Source organism: Enterovibrio nigricans DSM 22720 (assembly GCF_900167155.1).
In the GTDB taxonomy this organism is placed as follows: Bacteria; Pseudomonadota; Gammaproteobacteria; order Enterobacterales; family Vibrionaceae; genus Enterovibrio; species Enterovibrio nigricans.
This window is the reverse complement of the sequence record NZ_FUXU01000039.1, coordinates 1-25434: the sequence shown is the minus strand read 5'-3', so window position 1 is coordinate 25434 and position 25434 is coordinate 1. Positions and strand designations below refer to the sequence as shown.

Sequence of the window (25434 nt, the reverse complement as noted above, 5' to 3'; positions counted from 1 at the left end):
GTAGTTATCAAAACTCCAGCACTCGGTTAAATACGTACCGGATATATCCATCCCGTAACACTGTGCCACGGGAGATAAATTCCACTGTCCAGTGCGGAGAGCTTTTTAAGTCTAGCCCCAGTGCGTTAATTAGCTGTGCAGCCTCAGATTGTGTGTATTCCACATTTTTGGGAAACATGTCCGCTATCTCTTCGGTTGATTGATGTTCAGGCACGTCAATCCAACACTGACAAACGGTATCGATGGGCTCGGGGTTATAGCGATTAAACTTGGCGTAAAGTCTGGGATGACTCTTGATGTACAAGTCCAGATCGAGCTTTGACTCCCCTTTTACGGGAAACAATGAAGTGATGGAGAAAAAGTCCTGCGTAAAAGCCGCCTTTCCCTTGTCATCGAAAAACCGCTTGGCGAATATCAGCGACTTATCTTCGAATTCCTTTGTGGATGGATTAAACGCCCTAAACTCATCAATTCGGTATATTTGCCATACGCCGGATTGCGTGGCATACACCCAATCGCCAATAGTAAAGTCAAACATCCATGCCTCTTTGACTGTGTATACAAGCCCATCCTCCATTGTTAATGAAGTAAAGAGCAGTGCTTCAGCCTAAGCGACATAGCCGGCATTACCTTCGACAATCCGCCTCTTCCTATTTCACGCGAAGACACCCTCACCTTGCACTTATCAGTTCAATTCCGTTCCAAGTGCGACATCACCGTAAATCGGCACCAATTCGTCGCCTCCGCCTGTGTAGAAGAGGCCGTTTTTGGTTATAGGATTTGATAATAAGCCAGAATAACTGGTTCGCTTCCAGTTTGAAAAAGTGCCACTTCCCATGGCACTTTCCTCTCCAACCCTATCAAGCCACCTGCGAGAAATGCTTGCCTAGTAAAGCGTGGTAGAAGTCATCATCACAAAGAATCCCAACGATTTTCTCTTCGCTTTCCAATAGGACGGGAAGCCCTGTTCGGTAACGAATTTCTAGCGCATCACGCATGGAAATATCGGCGGTAGCGACCACCACATCGTCTTTTTTCACGCTCTCAACGGGCTGAGTATCATCCCAATGCAAGAGGGACAGTTCTTCTTCTTTGCGAATCGCCCCCGTGACTTTCCCTTCATCATCCACCACCAAACGGGTTTGCTCGTGTTCATTGAGAATGAGTGAATTGTTTTCCTTCACCAGTTTATCAATGGGTGTCATTAAGGAGCGGCCACGAAGCACATTGAGAGGATTGGTGTGCGCGACAAAGTCTTCCACATATTGGTTTTCGGGGCGCAGTACAATATCTTCCGGCTTGCCGTGCTGAATGATTTTGCCAGATTCCATGATGGCGATATTGGTGCCGATCTTCAGGGCTTCATCAAGATCGTGGCTGACAAAAAGGATCGTTTTATTCAGCTTACGTTGCAGTTCTAACAACTCATCTTGGAGCTGATTTCGGATCAGCGGATCCAGCGCAGAGAACGGTTCGTCCATTAGCAGAATATCGCTGTCCATGCAGAAGGCACGCGCTAAACCTACCCGTTGCTGCATACTACCAGAAAGCTCATGCGGCAGTTTGTCATGCCATTCACTTAGCCCAACCATGTCGAGTTTTTCCATTGCTCGCTGTCTGCGCTCGACTTTGCCTACGCCTTGCATCTCTAATCCAAACGCGACGTTGTCGACCACACTGAGCCAGGGCATCAACGCGAATTTCTGAAACACCATGGAGATACGGTGTGAGCGAAGGTCGCGCAGTGTATTTTCGTCGATACCCGCGAGATCAATCATCGCCTCGCCATCGCGTACTTTCAGTGAACCACGCGCAATCGGGTTTAAGCCATTTACGGCACGAAGCAGGCTGGATTTCCCTGATCCAGAAAGCCCCATCAGCACACAGATCTCGCCTTTCTCTACCGAGATAGTGGCGTTACTGACGCCTACTACATCGCCCGTCTCTTCGAGAATTTCCTGACGAGATTTCCCTTGGTCTAAGAGTGTTGTACTGAGTACGGTTTTTTCACCAAAAATGACGTCTAGGTTTTCAATGGATACCGCTATCATGAATTACCCCTCCTTCCCTTGCGATGCAGGTGCTTTACACAAGCGATCGAGAATGATCGCCACCAGCACGATGGCAAGGCCTGCTTCAAAGCCTTGAGAAATGTTGACGGTGTTCAATGCTCGGATAACAAGTTTACCCAAACCATCAGCCCCCACCAGTGCAGCAATCACCACCATGGAGAGAGACAACATGATGCACTGCGTGATCCCCGCCATAATGTTTGGCATGGCCGCAGGCAGTTCTACTTTAAACAGGAGTTTGCTTGGCGTAGCACCAAACGCTTTCCCCGCTTCAATCAGTTCTTCTGGCACACTTCGAATGCCGAGATAGGTCAGACGAATAGGCGCAGCGATAGCAAAGATGATGGTTGAAATCAGACCCGGCACCACGCCCAAACCAAACAGTACCAAGGTAGGAATGAGGTACACAAACGTTGGGATGGTTTGCATCAAATCCAGCACGGGACGCATGAAGGTGTAAAGCCACGGTCTGTGTGCGGCGAGAATGCCCAACGGCACACCCACCATGACGGACAAGGTTGTTGCAGTGAGCACCAGCACGAAGGTTTCGATCATCTCCTGCCAGTAGCCCAAATTCAGTATTAACAGCAAGGCAACGGTGACAAAGACCACTAAAGAAAGACGGCGATGCAGTAGCCACGCCAAGGCAGCTGTCAGCAAAATTGGCACATACGGTGGTAACCACTGCATGATGTCGACAAGAGACAGGATCAGCCATTCCAGCGACAATGAAAGTGCGTCGAAAAAGCCGGCTGCATTGTACGTTAACCAATCAACAGCCGTTTCCATGTAGCTGCCGAGGGGTATTTTGTTGTCTGTAATCCAGTCCATGTGTACTCCAAATTCCATGATGGTTGGGCTGATAACCTATTGTCACCAGCCCAATGCTCTCGCTCTACTTGCGAGAAACCCATATTTACTGGATGTTCAAATGCGCTTTCACGGCTGGCAGTGCCTCTTTTCCATCTTGCGTTTTAACCCCGTCCAGCCACGCAGTTAACACATCAGGATTACCCTGCAACCACTCTTTCGCTGCCACGTTCGGCTTCACACCGTCGTTCAAAATGCCGTTCATGATTTCGTTTTCCATTGGCAAGGTGAACGAGAGATTAGTCAGCAGTTTGCCTACATTCGGGCATTCTGTGGTGTAGTTCTGACGTACGTTGGTGTACACGTTAGCGCCACCAAAGTTAGGGCCAAAGTAGTCATCACCGCCTGCCAGATATTCCAGCTCAAAGTTGCTGTTCATTGGGTGTGGCGCCCATCCTAAGAATACAATCCACTGGTCACGGCGCACTGCGCGTTTTACCTGAGACAACATGCCCGCTTCACTCGACTCAACCAAATCGAATCCTTTCAGGCCAAATGCATCTGAATCAATCATGTCTTGGATAAGGCGGTTGCCATCATTGCCCGGTTCAATGCCATAGATTCGACCTTTAAAGTTGTCATCAAATTTGGCAATGTCTGCAAAGTTCTTTACGCCGCCTTCAAAGGCATATTTCGGCACTGCGAGTGTGTATTTTGCACCTTCCAAGTTCATGCCGATGGTTTCTACGGTACCCGCCTCGCGGTATTTCGCGATATCGCCTTCCATGGTAGGCATCCAGTTCCCCAGAAACACATCAATGTCGCCGTTTGCCAGCGAGGTATAGGTAACGGGCACGGACAATAGCTGAATGTCTGTTTCGTACCCCATACCTTGCAGTACAAGGGTTGTCGCTGCCGTGGTTGCTGTAATGTCTGTCCAACCAACATCCGAGAAACGCACCGTTTCACACTGATTCGCGAAAGCCGGTGCAGCAAGCAGGCTGGCGGCTAACATCATGCTAATGCCGGTTAGTCGCTGAGTCTAAATTTTATCCATCATTGCTTTCCTCTTCCTTTATCTGTTGGCGTAACCCGTCGTCACGCCGGTCAGTTATTTGTCTTTCTTATTATCTATTTCGCAGCGTTCTCTCGCGCCTTATCAGAGACATTCGCGTTCAACCGCTGTTGCGTTTCCCAGTTCGGGTCTAGCCATACCGACACGTTTGCGTTGGGTAACATTGCATTGCCCAAAATCATGTCTGCCGCTCGTTCTGCGACCATGATGGTTGGGCCGTTTAAATTGCCATTGGTAATCGTTGGGAAAATGGAGGAATCAACAATGCGCAGATTTTCTATGCCTCTTACGCGAAGCTGGCTGTCGAGCACGGCCATTGGGTCGCTGTCTGCCCCCATTTTGCAGGTACAAGATGGGTGATAAGCACTCTCAACGTTGGCTTTTACCCACGTATCAATCGCGTCATCACTTTGAACGCTTTCTCCGGGCTGGATTTCGCCGTCGCGGAAAGGTGTCATCGCATCTTGATCCAAAATCTCGCGGGTTAGGCGAATGCAGTCCCGCCAATCTTGTTTGTCTTGCTCGGTGCTGATGTAGTTAAAGACGATCTCTGGCTTGTCGCTCGGGTTAGCACTCGTGATTCGTACATGGCCGCGACTTTATGGTTTATTGGGGCCAACATGAACCTGAAATCCATGGCCTTCAACAGCAGATTTGCCGTCATAGCGAATAGCGGCGGGCAGAAAGTGATACTGAATATTCGGCCACTTTACGCCCGCTCGGCTGCGGATAAACGCGCACGATTCAAAATGGTTGGTCGCCCCCAGACCGTCTTTGAACAAGATCCAACGTGTGCCAATCAAGCCTTTGCTGATCAGCCCCAATTTGCCATTGAGGGTGATGGGCTGTTTACAGAAATACTGGAAATACACTTCGAGGTGGTCTTGAAGGTTTTCGCCCACGCCCGGCAAGTCGTATTTTACTTCGACACCTGCGTGTTCTAGAACGGCCTTTGGCCCAACACCTGATAATTGAAGTAATTGCGGGGAACCAATCGATCCTGCTGAACTGATCACTTCTTGGCGGGCTTTTAGCTCATAAGCACTGCCACCTTTCGTGTAAGAAACGCCGACCGCCACCTTATTTTCTATCAGCAGTTTATTGACCGTCACACCTTTAATAAGGGTCAGGTTTGGACGCTTAAGCGCGCGGCGCAAATAAGCATTGGACGTTGAAGCTCGCACACCGCCATCGACCGTCATGTGCATCGGGCCAAAGCCTTCTTGCTGAAAACCGTTATAGTTTTCCGTTACAGGGTAACCTGTTTGTTCGCCCGCATCGATAAATGCATGGTAGAGCGGGTTCAATGCCATGTCATTACCGTTGCAGGTGCCGACCGGCCCGTCGCCGCCTCGATACGCATCTTCTCCGCCAATCCAGGTTTCCGCGCGTTTGAAATACGGTAAACAAGATTGGTAATTCCAGCCTGTTGCGCCGTTGGCTTCCCATTCATCAAAGTCACATGCATGGCCACGTACGTAAACCATGCCATTGATGGAGGAACTGCCGCCCAGTACTTTACCGCGCGGACAATGCAACTTTCGTCCATCTAGGCCAGATTCCGCCTGAGATTCAAACTGCCACGCGTACTTTTCTGTGTTCATGGGGTAGGACAACGCTGTTGGCATTTGAATGAAGATGCTTCTATCGGTTCCTCCCGCCTCAAGCAGCAAGACCTGATGTTCACCTGATCCGGTTAAACGATCCGCTAACACGCATCCCGCAGAACCCGCGCCGACAATGATGTAATCAAATTCCGTCTGATTCGTCATGGCCATTCCTTACGCGTACGGGCTGTCGACGTTACCAAGTTCGACGTAAACACTTTTGGTCTGGGTATAGGCGTTCAGGGTTTCTAGCCCGTTCTCTCGGCCAATTCCTGACTGTTTGTAGCCGCCAACGGGCATTTCCGCTGGAGAGGCCCCCCAATTGTTTATCCAACAAATGCCCGCCTGAAGCTTGGCGACAATGCGATGCGCGCGGGAGAAGTTGGTCGTAAACACGCCCGCCGCCAAGCCGTATTTGGTGTTGTTGGCGCGACGAACCACATCATCTTCATCACTAAAGCGAAGCACTGACATCACGGGGCCAAAAATCTCGTTTTTGACGTGCACCATGTCGTCATGGCAATCGGCAAAAACGGTCGGTGCAACAAAGTTGCCCTTCGCCAAGTCACCGTCCGTGATTTGATAACCGCCACAGAGCAGCGTCGCCCCGCTCTCTTTGCCCTGCTCGATAAAGCCAAGGACTTTGGAGAGATGATCTTTCGAGATTAACGCACCGATTTGAGTGTCTGGGTGAGTCGGGTCGCCGACCACCAGCTTGTCAGTACGCGATTTGAGTTTTTCTACGAATGCGTCATAAACACTGTCATGCACAAACACGCGGGTACCATGGGTACACACTTCACCTTGGGTATAGAAATTGGCGATCATCGCGCCTGACACTGCGTTATCTAAGTCTGCGTCATCAAACACAATCAGTGGCGACTTGCCGCCAAGCTCCATGGTGACGGGCTTCAACGAACCAGCGGCATCCGCCATCACCTTTTTGCCCGTTCCACATTCACCGGTGAATGACACCTTCACAATATCCAGATGGCGCGACAGCATTTGCCCGACACGGTAGTCGCCTTGCACCACGTTGAACACACCATCCGGCATTCCCGCTTCGGTAAAGATTTCCGCGAGTTTCAACACGGTCAATGGCGTTTCTTCTGACGGTTTAAACACCATGGCGTTACCTGCTGCCAATGCAGGCCCAGCTTTCCACATGGCGATTTGGATTGGGTAATTCCAAGCGCCGATACCCGCACATACACCTAACGGCTCTTTGCGGGTATAGAAGAATTGGTTTTCACTCAGGCTTTGTTGTTCCCCCTGAACCGCGACAGCCAAGCCCGCGTAATATTCAATCACGTCCGCGCCCGTCACGACATCGACATATTGCGCCTCTTGAATCGGCTTGCCCGTATCCAATACTTCCAATGCCGCCAGTTCATCGTTACGTTCACGCAGTATCGCCACGGCGCGGTTTAATATCGTCCGTCGCTCTGCGCCACTCATGGATGACCAGATTTGAAACCCTTCCCACGCGGATTTCACAGCGAGATCGACATCGGCTTGGCTGGCTTGCTGAACATCCGCCAAAATATCTCCTGTCGCTGGATTTAACGTCGTAAAAACTTCACCTGAAGAGGCTTCAACATACCGTCCATGAATGTATAACTGTTTAATATCCATTTAATTTTTGCCTTTTGATATGGATGATGAATCAAGAAGCTGAAGAGTGAGGTAATTTTCCACTGTCGCGACAGCAGAAGCAGGATCGATTCCCCGCGGATTGAGCGCACCTCGAAGCCAAATTCCATCAATGAGTGCTGCGACTCCCTGAGCAACAAACGCGGCTTTTTCCTTGGGCAATAGCTTTTTCAGTTCAATACGAAGATGTGAGAGGAGACGTTGCTCATTCACGCGTTGTAGCCGAAACAAGGTAGGTTCATGCATGGCGTGAGACCAAAATGCCAGCCACGTCTTAGTGACTTTGTTGTTTACCTGATTGGGATCGAAGTTACCCTCTACGATGGCAAGAATACGTGCGCGAGCATCATGGTGAGGCGTCACAACTAAGCGTTTCTGTACACCCTCAGACAATTCCCTAAGGACAGAGCGCATGGTTTCTTCAAGCAATCCGTTTTTGCCACCAAAGTAATGATTGATGATCCCTGCGGATACACCTGCTTTTCGGCTGATAAGCGAGACGCTTGCGCCAGCCAACCCCACTTCATCAATAACAGCAACCGTGGCTGCCACAAGCTGTGGTCGACGTATTGCAGGCATTCCTACTTTTGGCATTCAACGCTCCTTATCGTGACTTGGATAATCCTCATACCCACCTAAAATGTAGACATAATGTTTTTTAATTGAACGTTCAATTAAAAATAGAGTTACAAATGAGTCACAAAAAGTCAAAGTGAGAATAGTGCTGTAAATATTACTGACAGTATCGAAGGAAGACCTCTTTTCGAGTCGGCCCCTTGCGCTGATAAGAACCCAAAAGAAACACGTTCACACACTTAGCAACGCTGGTATTTTTCGCTATGCGTTGTGTAAATCGGGGAATTAAGAGGAAAGTGGCAAGCCGTTACATGCAATTTCAATAGCCAAACAGAGTACTGTCTTCAGGAAAAGTGAGAAGGGAATAAATGGCGGAAGTTTCCCAATCCGGTTATTTAAATCGAAGATAAAACAATATTATATTTTCAACAATGCGAGACATATCAATATATTAGGTCACAAACAAAAACGGCAAAAATACGAAATATTGATGTTAACGAATTAATTATTCACAACATGATTAAGATCATTTTTGATTACTTATTTCTCACTTTTACCCTCTTTAACACACGGACAATTAAAATCTTTAAATACAATACGTTAAGTAAGTTCCCATTCCTTAACTTCGCGATATCACGCTAAAAACACGGTCACAAAAAAAATTATCCTTATGCATCAATGAATTGAATTGATATCTCACGCCACAACCTTAATTATCTCTCGCCTTGAATAGATGCGACGCATGTTGCATTTCTCAGGAGCAAAGATTAAAAATTCACTTTACTAGGAGTCAATGTGAATAAAACTGCATGGATGATACTGGCTGCGCTACTTGCCAGTAATCAAAGCGCGGCAACCGCGCAAACCACATTTGAAGAATCGACGAATAACCCTCAGACTCGAAACTATCCTATCGGCCAAGATCAATCAAAACTACAAGCCTTTATCGATAGCAATGGCGAAGCTGATTTTCAGGGTGACACTTTAGAAAGACTGTTTGGCAACCTTTATCAAGCTGACATGCTCCCCATTTACAAAGCATTCTTTCTCAACAACAAAAACATCAATGTAAACGATCAGAATCAACTTGACGCTATCGCCCTTGAAGCCAATCAATTCCACCAAGACATTCAAACTCTTCACAACTTGAACGGCGCAGCTAATCGCTTCGATTTAACCAATTTCAATAAAGCGATCAGCGTAAAGTACCTCAATAATGTATCACGCATTCTTGATGCGATTTCGGCAAATAGTCAGTCGAAGGATTACGTCTCTCTCGCCGCATTGATTGAGCCAGCGAAGGCATTCACTCTAAAAAAAGCCATTATTAACTACAACGAAGAAGCACGTTCTATTTTAGGCAATGCGTCTAGCATTTACGTTGACCCGTATACGTCGCAAATGAACAACGTCATGAGCAATTACGCGGCGAATGTGCTGACCTCGTCTGACGGTATTAGCTTTGGTAACATCAAGCCGGAAATGGCGCCAAACAGCGGCTCAAAGGTGTTCGTGATTCGTGATGACATTTATACGTTTTGGAACAACTCAAACGCATTGTCATCCGTATTACTTAACGCGATCAATGTGAATGCGCAGTTTGAGGAAAACTACGCCATCACGCAGCGTGAAGCCGTTGATCCACAGCTGACCGCGTATGTGGCAGGTAACGATGTCCCTTTTTCATTTGTTAATGAACCGCTAAGTGCAGAAACACACAGCGCGTATTACGCAAATATTGAGAAGGGTAACCCACACGCCTGTGCTGACATTGAAGCCTTCATTAAACAAGGTGGTGACCTGTACGTTTACCACGACCATACTGATTATGCAGATGGTGACTATGGTGCCCTGCAAGGCACTTGTGTCCCTCGCCTCGTCGCTCAGTATTACGACATCAACCTTAATACGCGCCGTGATACCTATGCGCGTGAATACAGCGTGAACCTTAACACCGCCCCTTACACCTATGCCCACGGTATTCAAGGCCAACCAGACCACCAGTCTCCCGCTCTTGGCGGAAGTTATGACGGTGAAATGTACGACGCGAATGTTATGTCTGGTGATAAGCATCAACCCATCGTCAGCTCACTTCAACTGTTAGTAAACGCAGGTATTGATGACCAATTGTCTTCGATCCAAGACGCATTTTTAACAGCCTATCGCGAGCAGAATGCCGAGAACTATTACCTTGCATTAATACAAATCCACAAGGTGTTGGAAGACATTGCATATGTTGATCCGACCCTTGAACATCGTGGTCACAATATCCACCTCACTAACAATGTCTTTAATTACTCGCTGTACGAATACTCGGTCAATGGCGGTTTGTCTTATCAACCGATGACGAGTGATGTGATACGTTTACACAACCAAACCTATCGCCCTGGCGACATTCGCGTGAAAATCAAAGCTGACTACGCTGATTTGCTGGGTTTTGGCGACGGTGAAGTCCGCTTCAATAGTCAAATTGATTACGATCCAAGTACCCTTCCTGTTATCGATTTTGACAACCCGATCTATGTCTCCGCTGACGGAAACCACAAGCAATACATCGGGCGTACTGATGGTAAAGGCTGGGATTTGGTTATCACGGGTGATGGCTATTTAGCGACAGATAAAGCGTTATTTGACATGCACGTTAAAAATGCACTGGAAGCATTCCTCAGTTATGACAACTTGTTGCCACACATGGCTCTATACAACATCCACTCAGTGTTCGTTCCCTCGAATGAGCGAGGCGCAGATTGGACGATAGAAGAGGGTTGTCACCCAGTGACCTTCGACAATTGTCGAATTGCTACTTGGGCGCCAAGTAATGCTCCTGAGTACAAAAACGACAAAGACACAGTATTCGATGCTGGGTTTTACGTTGGTGGCGCGCATTCACAGGCTCGCGGACTTGCAGTGAATGACGGTTTGGTAAAATATCACGTCGAAACTGTCGTACCTCAACATGACATGATTCTTGCCATGGTTAACACCAATGTTTACGGTGGCCTTGGTGGTAACATACCCACTTCAAACAAAATGAATCCTCATGTCTTTGTTCATGAGCTAGGGCATTCTTTCGCCGACCTACATGATGAATATTCAGATAGTGGCGATATAGGGCCTGCTAACTTCTGTGACAGCAATGTCTGCAGTGACTTTAATTTCGTACCATGGAAACATTTCCTACCCGAAGACGTCACCATCGATTCGGTATGTAAAGAAACCACAGCATCTTGCCCTTCGGGGACTGCGGGATGGTATGAAGGCGGCAAATATCAACCGACGGGAATGTGGCGCTCAACGGACATCTCCATCATGCGATCAAACGGTTACCCTTTCCATGCTTACAATGCAGAACGTTGGGCAAATCGTCTTTATCAAAAGGCAGGCTATTTTTCCATCATATCGCCACAGCATGCCTCTCTGAACCAGAACCAGATGTACGTAAATTTCGCTGATCAATCCGATCAAGTTTTTGCATTTAACCCATCGGTTGAATTCCACGAACTGAATGGCAGCGTTGAACGTGTTCAATCTTTCAAGTGGTTTATTAATGGTGTTTACCAACCGCAATATGACAACGCCAAAACGCTTCAGCACGGGGCTTATGAGTCAGGAAGCTACAACGTTAAACTGGTAGCAAAAGACGAAACAGGCATCATCGTCATTGAAGAAGGCACAGTGTCTGAATTCGAATGGCACGTCACCAACAACAGCCCATATGCAACAGAAACCGAATATACAACCACAAATGAGGTGAAACAGGTTCGAGCTGAAGTGATTGTTGATCAGAATGGTATTCGCATCGAAAAAGTGAAACCACTGTCGCTTGAGACCTCGCTCAATGATTGTTCAGGGAAGGTATTCAAAGGTAAAACCCTTACCTTATCAAACGACGAATCACGTTTGACATTCTGCCCTTACAACGTCCCTTACACGCATCACCGTTCTGCGCTGCTGGAAGACAAGAGCACGTTGGACGACAGCACTTATCGATTTGATATCGTACTCACCGAAGAGATGGTCGACAAGACGTTCACGCTGGAATTTTCTGATAACAATCAAGAGCGTTCCCTCGTTTCGCCGGTTACCGCGAATTTTAGCCAACACTAATTTCAAACGGCAATATGTGAAAATAAAATAAGGGCAGTATCCGCTGCCCTTGTCTTACCTTGAAAACCCTTACAGTTACCTCGAAACCCCACTCATCCTCCTTGCTTTAATAACTTCGCTGTAATCAAGGGGTAAACCACCAACGAAAACAAAATCATCACAAACGCGGTGGCGAGAAATAAAGATTGATATTCAAACGAAGAAGGGAGAAGCAAGATCAATGCAACAGATACTGCGCCTCTTGCACCAGAGAAGTTCATCAGCCAGAACTCCATCGTTGAAAGCGCGACTCCTTCAATTTTCATAAATGGCTTCAGTATCGATAAAGCAGTAAAACGCCCGAGGAAAAGTAGCCCAATCGCGAGTATCACCATCAAAACCGAGAAGGTGGAATTTTGTGTTAATGCGACAAAACTGGTACCCAGTAAGAAAAACAACAGCGCATTGGCTGCATAGTCAAGATACGCCCAAATCTTCTCTTCCGCATCCCTGTTTACGCGGTCTTCATCCGGCTTGTAGCCATAGGCCAACGCTGCTGCAAACACGGCCAAAATGCCGGAGAAATGAAAGGTTTCTGCAACGACAAAGCTGCCATACGCAAGCGCCAGAGTGATATTCGTGGTGAGTATGTAGTAAGAAGAATGCATTAAACGCAATATGGCTCTTGCCCCACGCCCTAACACTATCCCTGTGACCAGCGCGCCAACAATGTGTGAAACAAAGCTTGCGCTTGTATCGAGCCAGCTAAAGCTGGTCGAAGTGAAGATCAGTAGAGCAAGAATGCCCGCCACGGTGACAACGAAACCATCATTTAAAATTGACTCGCCCTCTATGAGCAGTTTTTGGTTTTCCGTAATGTTCTTATTACCTTTAAATAACGCACTCACGGCTAAGGGGTCAGTCGCAGAAATGATGACGCCGAACAGCAAAGACGGCAGAAGAGGTACGTTAAAAAAACAGTGAACAGAAAGCCCAACCACACACATACTGATGATGATACCCAATGTACCTGCCAGTAACGCGGGAACAATGATCGGCCTGAAATGAAACAAGCACATTTTCTTGGTTGAAGCGAAAATCAGAAGGGGTACGAAGACGAAAAGCACCACCTTTGGGTCCATCACCAGCGGCGGCAAGTCTAACTCCCCCAAAGAGGAAAGCCAGCCGTAACCCAACCCTGCCATCAGAACCCATATAATGTCGGTAAACACCATCCAACGCTCAGAGACGTAAAAAACCACATTGAGCGCAACCCAACCAAATACGGCATAGGTAACAAGTTCAGGCACTGATTTTGTCATCATCTTTCCTTCTTACAACTGTCGCTTTCTTCCTCCTAACCTAGATGCAAAATGGACACTTTTACCAGCGTATACAGCCAGCATTCGATAATTTGATCCGTTCAGTGCTGAAATTGAGAGAATTAATACTGCAAGCTAAAGGTATCGATTCAGCTAGCGTAAGAAGAAGAAGAAGAAGAAGAAACGAAAGCGACGCGATATCGTTTACGCGCGGTAAACACGTCGCCTGATTTCAGACGCAGCTATGCCTTAACCTCAAAGATCGAATCAATAATGATGGGAAGATTGCCGCGTAGTGAGAGTGCGCCGAACACAGATCGCGCATGGACACCTCGCTCGCCCAATACTGTGGCAAACAAATCAGAACAGCCATCTAGCACTTTAGGGTGTTGCTCGAAATCTTCTGTCGCATTAACAAAGCCTTGAATTTTTACGACACGGGCAATGTTATCCAATGAGCCCAATTCCAGCTTTACCGCGGCTAGAATATCTAACCCCGTGGCTTTAGCAAATTCGTAGCCTTCATCGACGCTGTATTCCCGTCCAAGTTTACCTTTTGGAACTACGTCTAAGCCGGCCACAGGTCCTTTGCCGGAGACATAAAGAAGGTTCCCCGTGCGCACACAATTGGCGTAGTTACCCTGAGCGTTTGACACCTTCGGGAGCTGGAGTCCTAATGCAATCAATTGCGCTTCTGCATCGTTATTTGCAACGGTGTTAGTCATCATTATCCTTAACTATCTATGTAACAGACCAATCCAACCTAACAAAAGGGTCTTCAATATCTCAACGACATCAAAGGCTCTATTCTCTCAATTTGCCATGTAATTAATCTGTAGAATTACACTCGTGTATCACCGATCCATTTCAATGCGTTTCCCGACCTCACTCCCATCACAGAACGTTTTTAGAATTGCGCGATGTTTTTACTACAAAACTGCAATCTTAAAATGCATGGAATTTTGGATGTTTTCAGGTGCAAAGCGTTGATAAGTCTTACTTCACAGGACTACACTATTGCGCGTCCAATAATCGCCGTTTACGGCATTTTCGGACCTTTACTTACCGTTAAACAATACTTGCTTTTCGATCTGGTATTCGACACCACTCTAGCTTTTCACGAACCATCGCACGTTCAAGAATCCCTACCCAGCGATGTCCTATGCAGACTCACGTAGCCTAGGAACGTGCGCTAAAAAAGCCCAATGACTCGCTGCTTGTAAACAATTCTTATCGCCGTGTATCACATACGGCGAAATTGTCAGTAACGAACTGCCCTATGCTGAAAAGATAAAAATAAAGTTAAGGAAACACACATGTCTAATGCGCCTACTGAGCAGCAGGATGAACTGTTGAGCTCCCGACCACGCTCTAGCGTAATGCGGCGCTTTCTTGCCAATCACCAAAGTCCACTTTCTATTCTCGTGTTGTCGATGTTTGTCGGTGTTTTTGCAGGCCTTCTTTGCACCTTCTTCGATATTGCTATCGATTGGGTGGTTGAACAGCGCCACCTTTGGGTTACACAACATGATGGCGTTTCATTTCTCACCATTCTGGCTGTAGTTGTCTCCAGTGCTTTGCTTTCTGCATTTGGCTTTTTCCTCGTTAAAGCCGTTGCACCTGAAGCCGCAGGCTCTGGAATACCTGAAATTGAAGGAGCGCTAGACGGGCTCAGGCCTGTACGATGGTGGCGTGTTATTCCCGTGAAATTTTTTGGCGGCATCGGCTCAATTGGTGCAGGGCTGGTACTGGGGCGTGAAGGCCCTTCCGTGCAGATGGGCGCCAGTGTGGGACGAATGATGACGGATATTTTCCGACTAAAAGACGATGAAAGCCGACATACACTTGTCGCATCAGGTGCGGCAGCAGGTTTAGCCGCTGCTTTCAATGCGCCGCTTGCTGGCATCATGTTTGTCGTTGAAGAAATGCGTCCGCAATTTAAGTACAACCTTATTTCAGTTAAAGCCGTCATTATTGCATCTATCATGGCGACCATTACTTATCGCAGCTTAATGGGACAAGGCGCAATGATCCCACTTCCTGCAAATTATGAAGTGCCGCTTGTCGCTCTGCTTTTGTTTCTGGTGCTTGGCTTAGTTTTCGGTGGTATTGGGGTGTGTTTTAACCAATTGGTTGTGATGACCATGGACCGTTTTGAGCAATTCCATCAAAACAAATTGTCACGATTTGTCGGGACTGGCGCCATTCTTGGGGCATCCTTCGGTTTATTGGTGATGTTACTTCCTTCGCTTAGTGGCGGCGGCGTTACGCTCATTCCTGAAGCTGCCGAGGGAAAACTCACGATTGCGGCACTTGTGGTGCTCTTCCTTGCAAGAACTGTGGCCACTCTGGTTTGTTTTGGTTCTGGGGCACCTGGCGGCGTTTTCGCGCCTATGTTGGCACTAGGCACCTTATTTGGCACCTGTTTCGGCATCGGAGCAATGCATTTTTTTCCGTCGATGGAAATATCGGCAGGTATGTTCGCCGTCGCAGGCATGGGCGCATTGTTTGCCGCCACGGTGCGTGCGCCCATTACAGGGATTTTGCTGGTGATCGAGCTAACCCATAAATATGAGCTGATCCTACCGCTTCTGATCACCACACTCGGCGCGACGATGACAGCACAAGCACTCGGTGGCAAGCCGCTTTATAGCCAGCTATTACAGCGTTCATTGGCGAAGCAAAAAGCCAGAGAGGAAGAAAGCGAAAGCCAAGAACAACCTACCACATAAAAAGAAAGCCGCTGTTAGCGGCTTTCTTTTTGTCTGACAGTGTTAAGCGTTTAATTCGCGGCGATGATTGTATGGGCTGTGAAGGTCAGTCAGCGATTTCGCGCCATACATGCCTCTGTAAAATACCCACAAATAGGTAACGCTTGCCGTGATCAAACCAATTCCCAACGGTATCAAGATCAGGTTAATCAACGCCAAAGGCAGTGCTATCCAAAACGTGTTGATGATCCATTGAAAATGATCTGCGTACATCTCTTCGCCAGCAGCATTTGCTTCTTTACGTTTGATGTACGCAAAGACTGCGCCAGCAATACTGAAAATACCAAACGTCAGCAAACCACTAAGAAGGAGCATGTAAGCGATCATGGCGGGAGATTTATACTTTGAAGGCTTTGTATCTTTTGTCATTATAATTATGCTTTTATTGCTAAAGTGTGAAAAAAAGCATATTAATCCATAAAAATGACCCAAATCAACAAATAAGCACTCTGTGCGATGAAAAGTATCACACAAAGCACTCACTGCTCATTTAGCACTCATGTCAGTCAAATATATACCGCTTAACCGTCAAAATTTAGCCGTTTATCTTTATGCAATCACGGCGTGCCTACCTTGGTTTCCCGCCGCCTTTTTGCGATAACTAACGCCATGTAGCCAATGATGATCAAGTTTGTTACCAATGCCAGAATTGGTAGCACCTTACCTGTGGTGAACACTTCATAAACCTCAAAGGGGACATAGATAGCGCCACTTGCCAGTGCAAACCACTCCGTCCACGCGTAACCTCGCCAAAGTCCAAATGCTTCTATCAATCTTACCGATGCATAAAGCACAGTGCCCACAGCAAGTATCGTAAGGTTTTTGTCATCAACGTTAGCCAGCGCTTCATGGATAACACTGGGAATTTCACCTGCAGGATTCATCCTCAAATGCTGCAATAATGCTTCACATATGGCTTGAATTTTTGGCCCACCCAACTCATGCAATGCTAAGCCTACGACCAAGGCTAGCAAGCCTTTACTTGCTTCCAAAATTGCAATGGCCCGCAACCCTTTAGGCTGTGAATTCATGTTAACTGCACCTTCTGTGAGATAGTTCTATTTTGGGCGGTATTCTCTGGACAGTTCGTAGCAGGGTCAAGAAATCTAGGATCTAAACCCTTGAGAGTCGGCAAGTAACATGAACACTTACAGTGCGTGCCAGCTTTACACTTGCCGCTATGCCATCAAAGGGTTGGGAACAAGAAACGCCAGTTTGAATCTAGACAACTCGCAATGGGAAATATTGAACGCAATAAATGACCAACCACATAACGTTATTCACACTCCAAGCAGCAAGCTTAACTATTTGATACCTAATGAAGAGCACTACCAAACATCGCCATAACAAAAGGTCTTTGCTGTGCGCAAATATTGCTCAATCAGATTCTACCCTCTCCCTTTTTGTTCGAAATCACAGTAGTATCACTGTGCTTATTGAAGCAAATTATTCTCAGGGCGGGGCGAAATTCCCCACCGGCGGTATGTCAGAAATGACGAGCCCGCGAGCGCCCAAACATCGTTTGGGGTCAGCAGATTTGGTGAGATGCCAAAGCCGACGGTTAGAGTCCGGATGAAAGAGGATGATAAAAATACGCCAAGTTTTGCAGTGCGAGTTTGCGCCCCACATTTTTTGCCGTATTGCTTGTGGACGTTATGTCCACGGCTCATCTATGCCCTGATTCTGGTATTAATTAACAGGAGTTACCATGAATCAGACACACACCTCACTGCTTGCCGAGTTTGGCACCCCTCTTGAACGTGTAGACGTTGCACTAGAAGCCCTTCGCGAAGGCCGCAGCGTATTATTGTTGGATGATGAAGATCGCGAAAACGAAGGCGATATTATCTACTCTGTTGACCACCTAACCAACCAGCAAATGGCCTTGATGATCCGTGAATGTAGCGGCATCGTGTGCCTGTGTCTGCCGGAAGAACAAGCCGACAAGCTGGAACTTCAACCGATGGTGATGAACAACAACAGCGCAAACCAAACCGCATTCACTGTTTCTATTGAAGCCAAAATCGGCGTAACCACCGGTGTGTCAGCAGCAGACCGTGTGACGACCATTAAAACGGCGTCTAACCCAAATGCGAAACCAACTGACCTGGCGCGTCCAGGGCACGTGTTCCCCCTTCGTGCACGCAAAGGCGGCGTACTGACGCGCCGTGGTCACACTGAAGGCACGATCGATCTGATGCAAATGGCAGGTCTTTCCCCCGCAGGTGTGCTTTGCGAAGTACAGAATGAAGATGGTTCAATGGCGAAAACACCTGAGATTATTGCGTTTGGTAAAAAGCACAACATGCCAGTGCTGACCATTGAAGATATGGTGCAGTATCGCCTGTCACAGGCTGCCAATATTGCCTAACGCTATATCAGTGTTATTTGCGGTAGAAAAAACACATGTTTCTACCGCAATTCCCAACATTTCCGTTACGCACAAAAAACCAGCAAATTGGCGTTTATTGTTAACATTATCCAATAACGAAGCAACTATCATTAGAGTCACGCCGCAATTCCCCTCCTCGCATTTACCCCGTCAATATTATAAAAGTTACTCATTAGCACCATTCGTAATGCAAATTGCCCCAAGTTGTTAAAAATATAAAAATTCCTTATTACGACAAGTGTATAAGGACATTTTATGAAAAAGCACTTTGAGCTCATAGATAAGCCCACATTTTTTGGGGCACTAGGGCTTCTCTTTTCAGTGATCATCCCGCTGCTGATTTGGCCGGCAGAAGGTGCCGAATGGATTGCGATTGCCAAAACCTTTATGACCGACAAACTCGGTTTTCTCTATCTCGCCCTCGGCATCGCAGCGTTCTTTTTTATGGTTTATATCATCTTCAGTGATATCGGCCAGATCAAGCTTGGCGATGCTGACGAAAAACCCGAATTTTCAACCGCGTCTTGGGCAGCGATGCTTTTCTGTGGCGGTATCGGCGCAAGTATCCTGTATTGGGGCACAATCGAGTGGGCGTACTACTATCAAAGCCCCCCATTCCAACTCGAAGCAGGCAGTGAAGAAGCCGTTCGCTGGGCAGCAACCTACGGTATTTTCCACTGGGGCCCAATCGCATGGTCTATCTACCTTATCCCTGCATTGCCAATTGCTTACTTCTTCTACGTGCGTAAGCAACCTGTTCTGAAAGTTTCTGCCGCATTAATGCCCGTTATCGGTGAAGCACGCAGCCACGGTGGCTGGGGGAAAATCATCGACGTCCTGTTTATCTTTGGTCTTTTGGGCGGCGCAGCGACAACACTGGGGCTTGCAGCACCACTCATTAATGAAGGTATCAGTTATCTCTTTGGGATCCCTTCTACAACGGTCACGCAGATTGGCGTATTGCTCGTATGTACGGCCTTGTTTGCCTACTCTTCCTACAAAGGGATGGATGAAGGCATCAAAGTGTTGAGTAACATCAACTTCTGGGGTGCATTGGCATTGCTGGCGTTCGTACTGTTTGCAGGCCCGACGCTATTCATGCTGGAAACTGGCTTGGATTCTATCGGTCGTATGTTGTCCAATTTCTTCGTCATGGCAACATGGGCGGAACCATTCGGTGGCTATGGCACGTTTGAAGACACCCACTTCCCACAAGATTGGACCATTTTCTACTGGGCATGGTGGCTGGTGTTTGCACCAAGCATGGGCTTGTTCGTTGCACGTATTTCCCGTGGTCGCACAATAAAGCAAATGGTATCAGGCTCGATTTTCTTCGGCTCTTTGGGTTGTGCCCTTTACTTTATGATTTTGGGAAACTTCGGCCTGTCTCTGCAACTGTCCGGCCAATTAGATGTTATTTCCATTCTGAACACCGAAGGCCCGACAACGGCGATATTTGCTATTCTTGAGCAATTGCCGTTTAGTACCGTCGTCATCGCGGTATTCACACTTCTGTGTATTATCTTCACCGCAACCACGTTTGACTCTATTTCGTTCATTCTGGCATCCGTCGTTCAGAATAACGTGACTGAAGATCCACTGCGCTGGAACCGTTTGTTCTGGGCGTTTACGTTGTCATTCATGCCGTCAGTACTCATGTTCATGGGTGGCTTAGCAACGCTTCAAACAGCCGCAATCGTCGGTGGTCTACCATTGCTTGTCATTGCCGTTATGCTAATGATTTCCGGAGTAAAAGCCGCAACGCTCGACCTTGCACATCAGGAAGGCTATGTTGACCCTGTCATCAACATTGAAGAATTCCCAGATGTCGATCCATGGTCGAAAGAAGGCATGGCGATGGCGAAGTTTGAGCGCTTGAAAGATGAAGCAATTGAAGCGGCAAGCGAAGAGCGCGAAAAACTGGATGCGATTTGGCAGCTCAAGAAGCAAATTCGTATGGCAGCGCTTTCCCGTGGCGAAACGGGCGCAGAACTGGGTGATGCACCGGAAGAACAACTGGCTGAAATCCAGCGTTTAACCGACGAAGCAATGGCCGCAAAAGAGCATAAACTTCAAGCCTCTGAAGCGGCACAGCAAGCCCGCATGGACTTCAATGAACTCATTCGCGAAAAGCAGCGCATTGAAGAAGAGGCGAAGATCGCCGGAGCATCTGCTTAACAATTGATATAGATACAAAAAGGAGCACCTAGTGTGCTCCTTTTCTTTTTGAATAACGTTATAAAGCAATCAATTCATTGAATTGCTTATAGCCCTTTAAGCCACTTTTCCGCCGCTGTAAGTCCTTGGTTTTTCTTTTTCTTCTTACCGCTTCCAGCGGGTTTCGCCATCGGTTTTTCCACCGTTAGCAGTGCATCGACAACAGACGCATCAACTTCAAAGCCTTCAACTTCTTCGCGATCCAGTCGGATTTTGTTCTTCTTCTCAATAATTTTGAAGTGATGGTAATCTTCATGATCAATCAAAGACAATGCCAGGCCCACTTCACCCGCACGGCCACTTCGACCAATTCGGTGCATATAGTCTGCAGGGCTGCGTGGTAAATCAAAATTGATCACCACAGGCAGCTTTTCAATATCTAGACCACGAGCTGCAATATCTGTTGCAATCAATACGTCGATTTCACCAGATTTAAATCCTTCAAGCACACGAGTACGAGAACCTTGACCTTTGTCGCCGTGGAACACTTCTGCTTTAATGCCGCGTTTTTCCAGCTTCTCTGCTAAGTGTTCACAATGCTTTTTCGCGTTGACAAAAATCAACGCCTGTCGCCATGCATTCTGGTTGATCAAGTGCGCCAGAACCGCCGTTTTTTCACCTTGATTCACTGTAAATACACGCTGAACCAAGGTGCTGGCATCTGCGCTTTGAAGTTGAATTTCAACTGGATCGTTCAGCAATTCTTGCGTAAGCACCTGAACCTGTTCAGGGAAGGTCGCAGAGAACAGAAGTGTTTGCTTTTTCTTTGGTAACAGTGCCAATAGTGCCGAGAGCTCTTCGGTAAAGCCAAGGCTCAACATGCGATCTGCCTCATCAAGCACAAGGGTTTTCACACGATCTAACTTGATGGCATTGCTCGAAATCAAATCAAGCAGACGGCCTGGCGTGGCAACAAGAATATCGGCGCCACCGCGCAACGCAAGCATTTGAGTATTGGCAGATACACCACCAAAAACCGCCACGGTTTTCACCGCGCCGTTGCTGTGTACGGCATAAGATTTAATGCTGTCTGCAACTTGTTTTGCCAGTTCACGGGTTGGCACCAAAACCAGCCCTGTCACAAAGTTACCTTTGCCGCCTTTTGACTTATCGCCCTGCTCCATAATCTGCTGCAACATTGGCAGTGCAAAGGTGGCCGTTTTCCCTGAACCTGTATTTGCGCCTGCAATCAGGTCGCGTCCTGTTAACACACTCGGAATCGCTTCTGCTTGAATAGGTGTTGGCTGTTGGTATTCAAGTTCCGCTAATCGTGCTAACAGTGGTGATATAAGGCCAAGTTCAGAAAAGCTGGCAGGTGTCTTTGCAGTAGTCATTAAGATAAAAGGCTCAAAGCTAAAATTAATAGCCGGACATAGTAGTGTATTTCTGCCCTACCCCGTTAGTGATATCTCTATCGCCACACAATCTAAAAGCTCGTAAACGTGCAAGATTGATGGATGTCATCAATCACGATCCCTTCGCAGGTTTAGCCAAAACCATAAAAAGGAACAGAGAAACATGTCAGGCAATCATTCCTTAAATTGGCTTCCCTTTTTTGTTCTTCGGAGTATTTAAAAAAGACGCTGTTTTCATCAAAGTCAGTCTTTACCAATCACACCCCATCCACTGTATAAAGACATGAATACACTACAGATCCTCTTACGATAATATGCAATCAGATTTGTATTCGCACTGACTCATAATTAAGAAAACGAATCATACAAGAGAAAGTGCCACTTATATCAGTCGTTGATATTAGACACCTATAAGTAGTTTGCATATTTATATTAACTCGTCGCAAAAAAACAAATAAACCCGAAAGACGGTTTTCCTATCTACCTGGTAAACACATCAACAAGGACAGTTGGCAATGAGTAGATTCAATCTCGCGTGTCGTGGGCTGTTTACTGCCCTCACATTGAGCACCCTAAGCACTATTTCAACGACCGCCACAGCCATGAATTGCGAACACCCCATGGTATCCATGCCTTCATACGGACACCACTCTCCTCTTAACTTGGGTTATGGGGGGATATCATTAAATAAGACTGCAGACTTACTACTGAACGTCACTGATATTCAAGGCGCAGCCTACGACAAAGCAACCGGACAAATCATATTTTACGGTCAATCTGCGCCCGCTCTGCCTAAATTGAATATCAGTGACATGGCCGTCGCGGTGCAATCTCTGTATGGCTTAAAAGGCAAATCGCCGCAATACCCTGGAGTTTCAATTAACACCGAGCCCTCCTCCAACCCCAATACGGTCAAAGTGCGTTACGACGGAGCATTGGAAAACACGACATTTGGCCATACCCTTTATGAAGCAGACCGTATCCTAAAAGGGTTAACCATGAGGTTGGACAACCAGTCGGGACAACCTATGCATGCTAATGCGTCCGGATATAAGAGCTTTTCCAAGCGCTTTTTCGAAGAGGCGTTGCCAACCAGTTATTTTTGGTTGAACGGCAGTTACAAAGGCCCGGATACAACCGTTATCATGGAAACGGCAGACGACAGTGCGCGATGGGTTGACCACTACAATAACCAAACCAGTCTCTTCGGCTCGCAACGTATCTGGATAGAGCCGGGTTCAGTGAGGGGATACACTGACCCAGAGACACAAACGCTGACCTTTGACCCGGTAACAATGAAAGTGCTTGTGGCAGGCTCATCCGGTGTCAACCCAGCGAACCGCAACTTCGCCCTGTGGATGGAGCAAAATTACGACGCTGTGGCTAACCAATACCCAGTTTTCCACGAACTGAAACGGCTGGGGAAAATCACCGCCATTGTAAAATGGATACAGGACAACGACATTCCTCTTGATTTATCGATGTTCAGTGACTTCGAACCAGACAGAGGGCATATCCCAACCGAAACGACCAAAAGAGAAGTCGTCAATGACGTTATTATTTTCGGCGTGCATGGGCTTGAGGGGCAAACAGTATTCTCATTGAGTGGCGGTGTCACTTATCACCTTGATAATACCAATTATGCACAGGTCACCCAGCAACAAGCGGTCGCCATCATGGACAATGCCTTAACCCAGCGGCCAAAAGACACAAACCTGCACTGGACGTTCAACCATGCTGGTCAACAATACACAGCGATAGCCCAGACTCTAGAACGCAGCCGGAAAGACGGCAACTTCATCTGGGCAGGAACAGACACCACCTTCCCCACGCGGGGCAACCTGTCACTCTCATTTGGGCGCTATTACAACTCCTTCAGTGTAAGGGATGAAGGGTTGGGAATGGGCTGGCACGTCACCCCTTTGGGTCTTCGTTTCAGTGGGGAACCGCTGGCACTTACCGTTAATAACCAGCCGATAGAAGGCCACTTTGAGTTTGTGATGCGCACGGGAGCGCAGGAAGCTGCATTTACTTTGTTAGGCGTCACCGATGACCGAAAACTGGTTTATCGTGCTGAGCTGGGAAAAACACGTATTGTATATACACCCAGCACCCAAATCTATGAAGTGCTCCTGCCTTCAGGCAGCATCAATTTCAACGCCGCCGGCCAGCTCACCACCGTCAGTGATGGTGGTGGGCAGCAACTGACCTACGAATATGCCTCCTTCGCTGGAAAAGTCCGCCTTGCTGCCATTCGGCACTCAGGCGGTAGAGCCATAACACTTACCTACACTCAAAGCGGGTATCTTCAAACTGCGGCGACACCTGCCCGCCTACAGCCAACGTACTCACTGACAACCGGAGGCCAATTGCGTGAAGTCCGCATTGGTGGTGTCACGCAAGCCAGTTTCCGTTATGACACAGAAGGCCGTTTGCAAGAGGTCATGGGGCCGGACGGTAAAACACTGGCGAAGGCAGATTATGATATCTACAAGCGCGCCCATCAGGTTGCCAAAGGCACCCGCGATATCTCTCCACAAACACAAGCGTTTGACCTAGGGGCACGAAAATCCACCGTCACAGCCTCAAACGGGTTTGAACAAACCCTTTACTACGATGATGCCTTCCGCCCCTTGACAGGCACCGACGCACTTAACCGCGCATCCCACTACCGCTACGAGAGTACGTTTGGCCCCAGTCGGCATATGGATGCAAAAGGCCACCAAACAGACTTGTCCTATGACGCTCTCGGCAACCTCAATCGCATCACCAACGCGCAAGGACAAAGTTTACGAGCCATGTACAACGCTGGTCATCAGCCCATATTGACTGCGAACGCCAGTGGTATTGGGGAGCACTTCATTTACGACGATGTTGGACGCCTGACAGAGCGCTACCACCATGTTGTTGCAGACATCACCGAAGCAGGAGATCTCAGCGGTGCTTTCAATTACGACCCTCAAAACAAAACGCAATACACCTACAATTCAGACGGCCAGCTAGCAAGCTTGACCAATGCGATAGGCCATACCTGGACCTACGGCTACAACACCGACGGTCAGGTGATTGACGTGGTGCAGCCAGATGGTAAAACGCTCACGTACCAGTATGACCAGTGGGGACGACTGGAAAGCGTCAGCAACCGACTGGCGACGCTCAAAACCTTGTCTTATGACGAGTTGGACCGGGTCATTTCAGTGACGACACCGTCAGGTAGCGTGTACTACGAGTACGACGATGCACACAGGCTGACACAATCGATTGACGCCAATGGCAATGCCACTCAGTTCTATTGGCATGACACCTTGTTAACTCAGCTGACAGATACCACAGGGGCGGATACCGACTATAGCTATGATGCGATGGGGGCACTGTCCTCACTAACACGTCCCAATGGTGCCGCCAGACACAAGTACTACGACAAGGCTGGGCGCCTTGTCCGCATCGTGGAGGGGCTTTGTTGCTTAAATCGATGGAACTAAATCTAGAAGCTACGAT

Annotated in this window: 16 protein-coding genes, 1 pseudogene and 1 riboswitch; of the genes and pseudogenes, 5 read left to right on the top strand and 12 right to left on the bottom strand. The window is 47.7% G+C overall.

What is annotated here, in order from left to right; translation table 11 throughout:
* Positions 1 to 7: 7 nt before the first annotated feature.
* The 7 genes and pseudogenes from B5D35_RS13995 to betI form a co-directional block, all read right to left on the bottom strand.
* The gene (locus B5D35_RS13995) at positions 8 to 538 is read right to left on the bottom strand and encodes a hypothetical protein (protein ID WP_078753177.1); all 531 of its coding nucleotides are present in this window, start codon (positions 536 to 538) and stop codon (positions 8 to 10) included.
* Between the two features lie 322 nt (positions 539 to 860).
* Positions 861 to 2051: a choline ABC transporter ATP-binding protein gene (choV, locus tag B5D35_RS13990; protein WP_078753176.1), complete on the bottom strand. Its 1191-nt coding sequence runs from the start codon at positions 2049 to 2051 to the stop codon at positions 861 to 863.
* Between the two features lie 3 nt (positions 2052 to 2054).
* Positions 2055 to 2903, bottom strand: a complete 849-nt coding sequence (choW, locus tag B5D35_RS13985; protein ID WP_078753175.1) for a choline ABC transporter permease subunit — start codon at positions 2901 to 2903, stop codon at positions 2055 to 2057.
* Positions 2904 to 2988: 85 nt separating this feature from the next.
* On the bottom strand, positions 2989 to 3900 hold the full coding sequence (locus B5D35_RS13980; RefSeq protein ID WP_078753174.1) for a choline ABC transporter substrate-binding protein: 912 nt from the start codon (positions 3898 to 3900) through the stop codon (positions 2989 to 2991).
* Between the two features lie 113 nt (positions 3901 to 4013).
* Positions 4014 to 5729 (bottom strand): annotated as a pseudogene (gene betA / locus B5D35_RS13975) (choline dehydrogenase).
* A 9-nt stretch (positions 5730 to 5738) separates the two neighbouring features.
* Positions 5739 to 7199 (bottom strand): betaine-aldehyde dehydrogenase, encoded by a 1461-nt coding sequence (gene betB, locus B5D35_RS13970; protein WP_078753173.1) that lies wholly within the window; start codon positions 7197 to 7199, stop codon positions 5739 to 5741.
* The gene (gene betI, locus B5D35_RS13965; RefSeq protein ID WP_078753172.1) at positions 7200 to 7811 is read right to left on the bottom strand and encodes a transcriptional regulator BetI; all 612 of its coding nucleotides are present in this window, start codon (positions 7809 to 7811) and stop codon (positions 7200 to 7202) included.
* 777 nt (positions 7812 to 8588) lie between these two features.
* Between betI and B5D35_RS13960 the strand changes: the two genes are divergently transcribed.
* Positions 8589 to 11900, top strand: a complete 3312-nt coding sequence (locus B5D35_RS13960; protein ID WP_244556609.1) for a M64 family metallopeptidase — start codon at positions 8589 to 8591, stop codon at positions 11898 to 11900.
* Between the two features lie 92 nt (positions 11901 to 11992).
* Here the strand turns inward: B5D35_RS13960 and B5D35_RS13955 are convergent, their stop codons facing one another.
* Both B5D35_RS13955 and B5D35_RS13950 read right to left on the bottom strand, forming a co-directional pair.
* Positions 11993 to 13204: a cation:proton antiporter gene (locus tag B5D35_RS13955; RefSeq protein ID WP_244556608.1), complete on the bottom strand. Its 1212-nt coding sequence runs from the start codon at positions 13202 to 13204 to the stop codon at positions 11993 to 11995.
* A 239-nt stretch (positions 13205 to 13443) separates the two neighbouring features.
* Entirely contained in the window at positions 13444 to 13926 is a 483-nt protein-coding gene (locus B5D35_RS13950; protein ID WP_078753170.1) for a RidA family protein, read from the bottom strand.
* Positions 13927 to 14517: 591 nt separating this feature from the next.
* Here B5D35_RS13950 and clcA point away from each other — a divergent pair.
* Positions 14518 to 15933: a H(+)/Cl(-) exchange transporter ClcA gene (gene clcA, locus B5D35_RS13945; protein ID WP_078753169.1), complete on the top strand. Its 1416-nt coding sequence runs from the start codon at positions 14518 to 14520 to the stop codon at positions 15931 to 15933.
* Between the two features lie 42 nt (positions 15934 to 15975).
* Here the strand turns inward: clcA and B5D35_RS13940 are convergent, their stop codons facing one another.
* Positions 15976 to 16341: a DUF4870 family protein gene (locus B5D35_RS13940; protein WP_078753168.1), complete on the bottom strand. Its 366-nt coding sequence runs from the start codon at positions 16339 to 16341 to the stop codon at positions 15976 to 15978.
* 188 nt (positions 16342 to 16529) lie between these two features.
* A complete protein-coding gene (locus tag B5D35_RS13935; RefSeq protein ID WP_078753167.1) occupies positions 16530 to 17003 on the bottom strand; it encodes a DUF2127 domain-containing protein in 474 nt (157 codons plus the stop codon).
* A gap of 413 nt (positions 17004 to 17416) precedes the next feature.
* A riboswitch (FMN riboswitch) is annotated at positions 17417 to 17560 on the top strand.
* Positions 17561 to 17680: 120 nt separating this feature from the next.
* On the opposite strand from B5D35_RS13935, the gene ribB reads away from it, so the two are divergent.
* Both ribB and B5D35_RS13925 read left to right on the top strand, forming a co-directional pair.
* Positions 17681 to 18343 (top strand): 3,4-dihydroxy-2-butanone-4-phosphate synthase, encoded by a 663-nt coding sequence (gene ribB / locus B5D35_RS13930; protein WP_078753166.1) that lies wholly within the window; start codon positions 17681 to 17683, stop codon positions 18341 to 18343.
* A 276-nt stretch (positions 18344 to 18619) separates the two neighbouring features.
* Entirely contained in the window at positions 18620 to 20542 is a 1923-nt protein-coding gene (locus B5D35_RS13925; RefSeq protein ID WP_078753165.1) for a BCCT family transporter, read from the top strand.
* An 86-nt stretch (positions 20543 to 20628) separates the two neighbouring features.
* Here the strand turns inward: B5D35_RS13925 and B5D35_RS13920 are convergent, their stop codons facing one another.
* Positions 20629 to 21915, bottom strand: a complete 1287-nt coding sequence (locus B5D35_RS13920; protein ID WP_078753164.1) for a DEAD/DEAH box helicase — start codon at positions 21913 to 21915, stop codon at positions 20629 to 20631.
* Between the two features lie 536 nt (positions 21916 to 22451).
* Between B5D35_RS13920 and B5D35_RS13915 the strand changes: the two genes are divergently transcribed.
* Positions 22452 to 25418 (top strand): DUF6531 domain-containing protein, encoded by a 2967-nt coding sequence (locus tag B5D35_RS13915; protein ID WP_078753163.1) that lies wholly within the window; start codon positions 22452 to 22454, stop codon positions 25416 to 25418.
* The last annotated feature ends 16 nt before the right edge of the window (positions 25419 to 25434 follow it).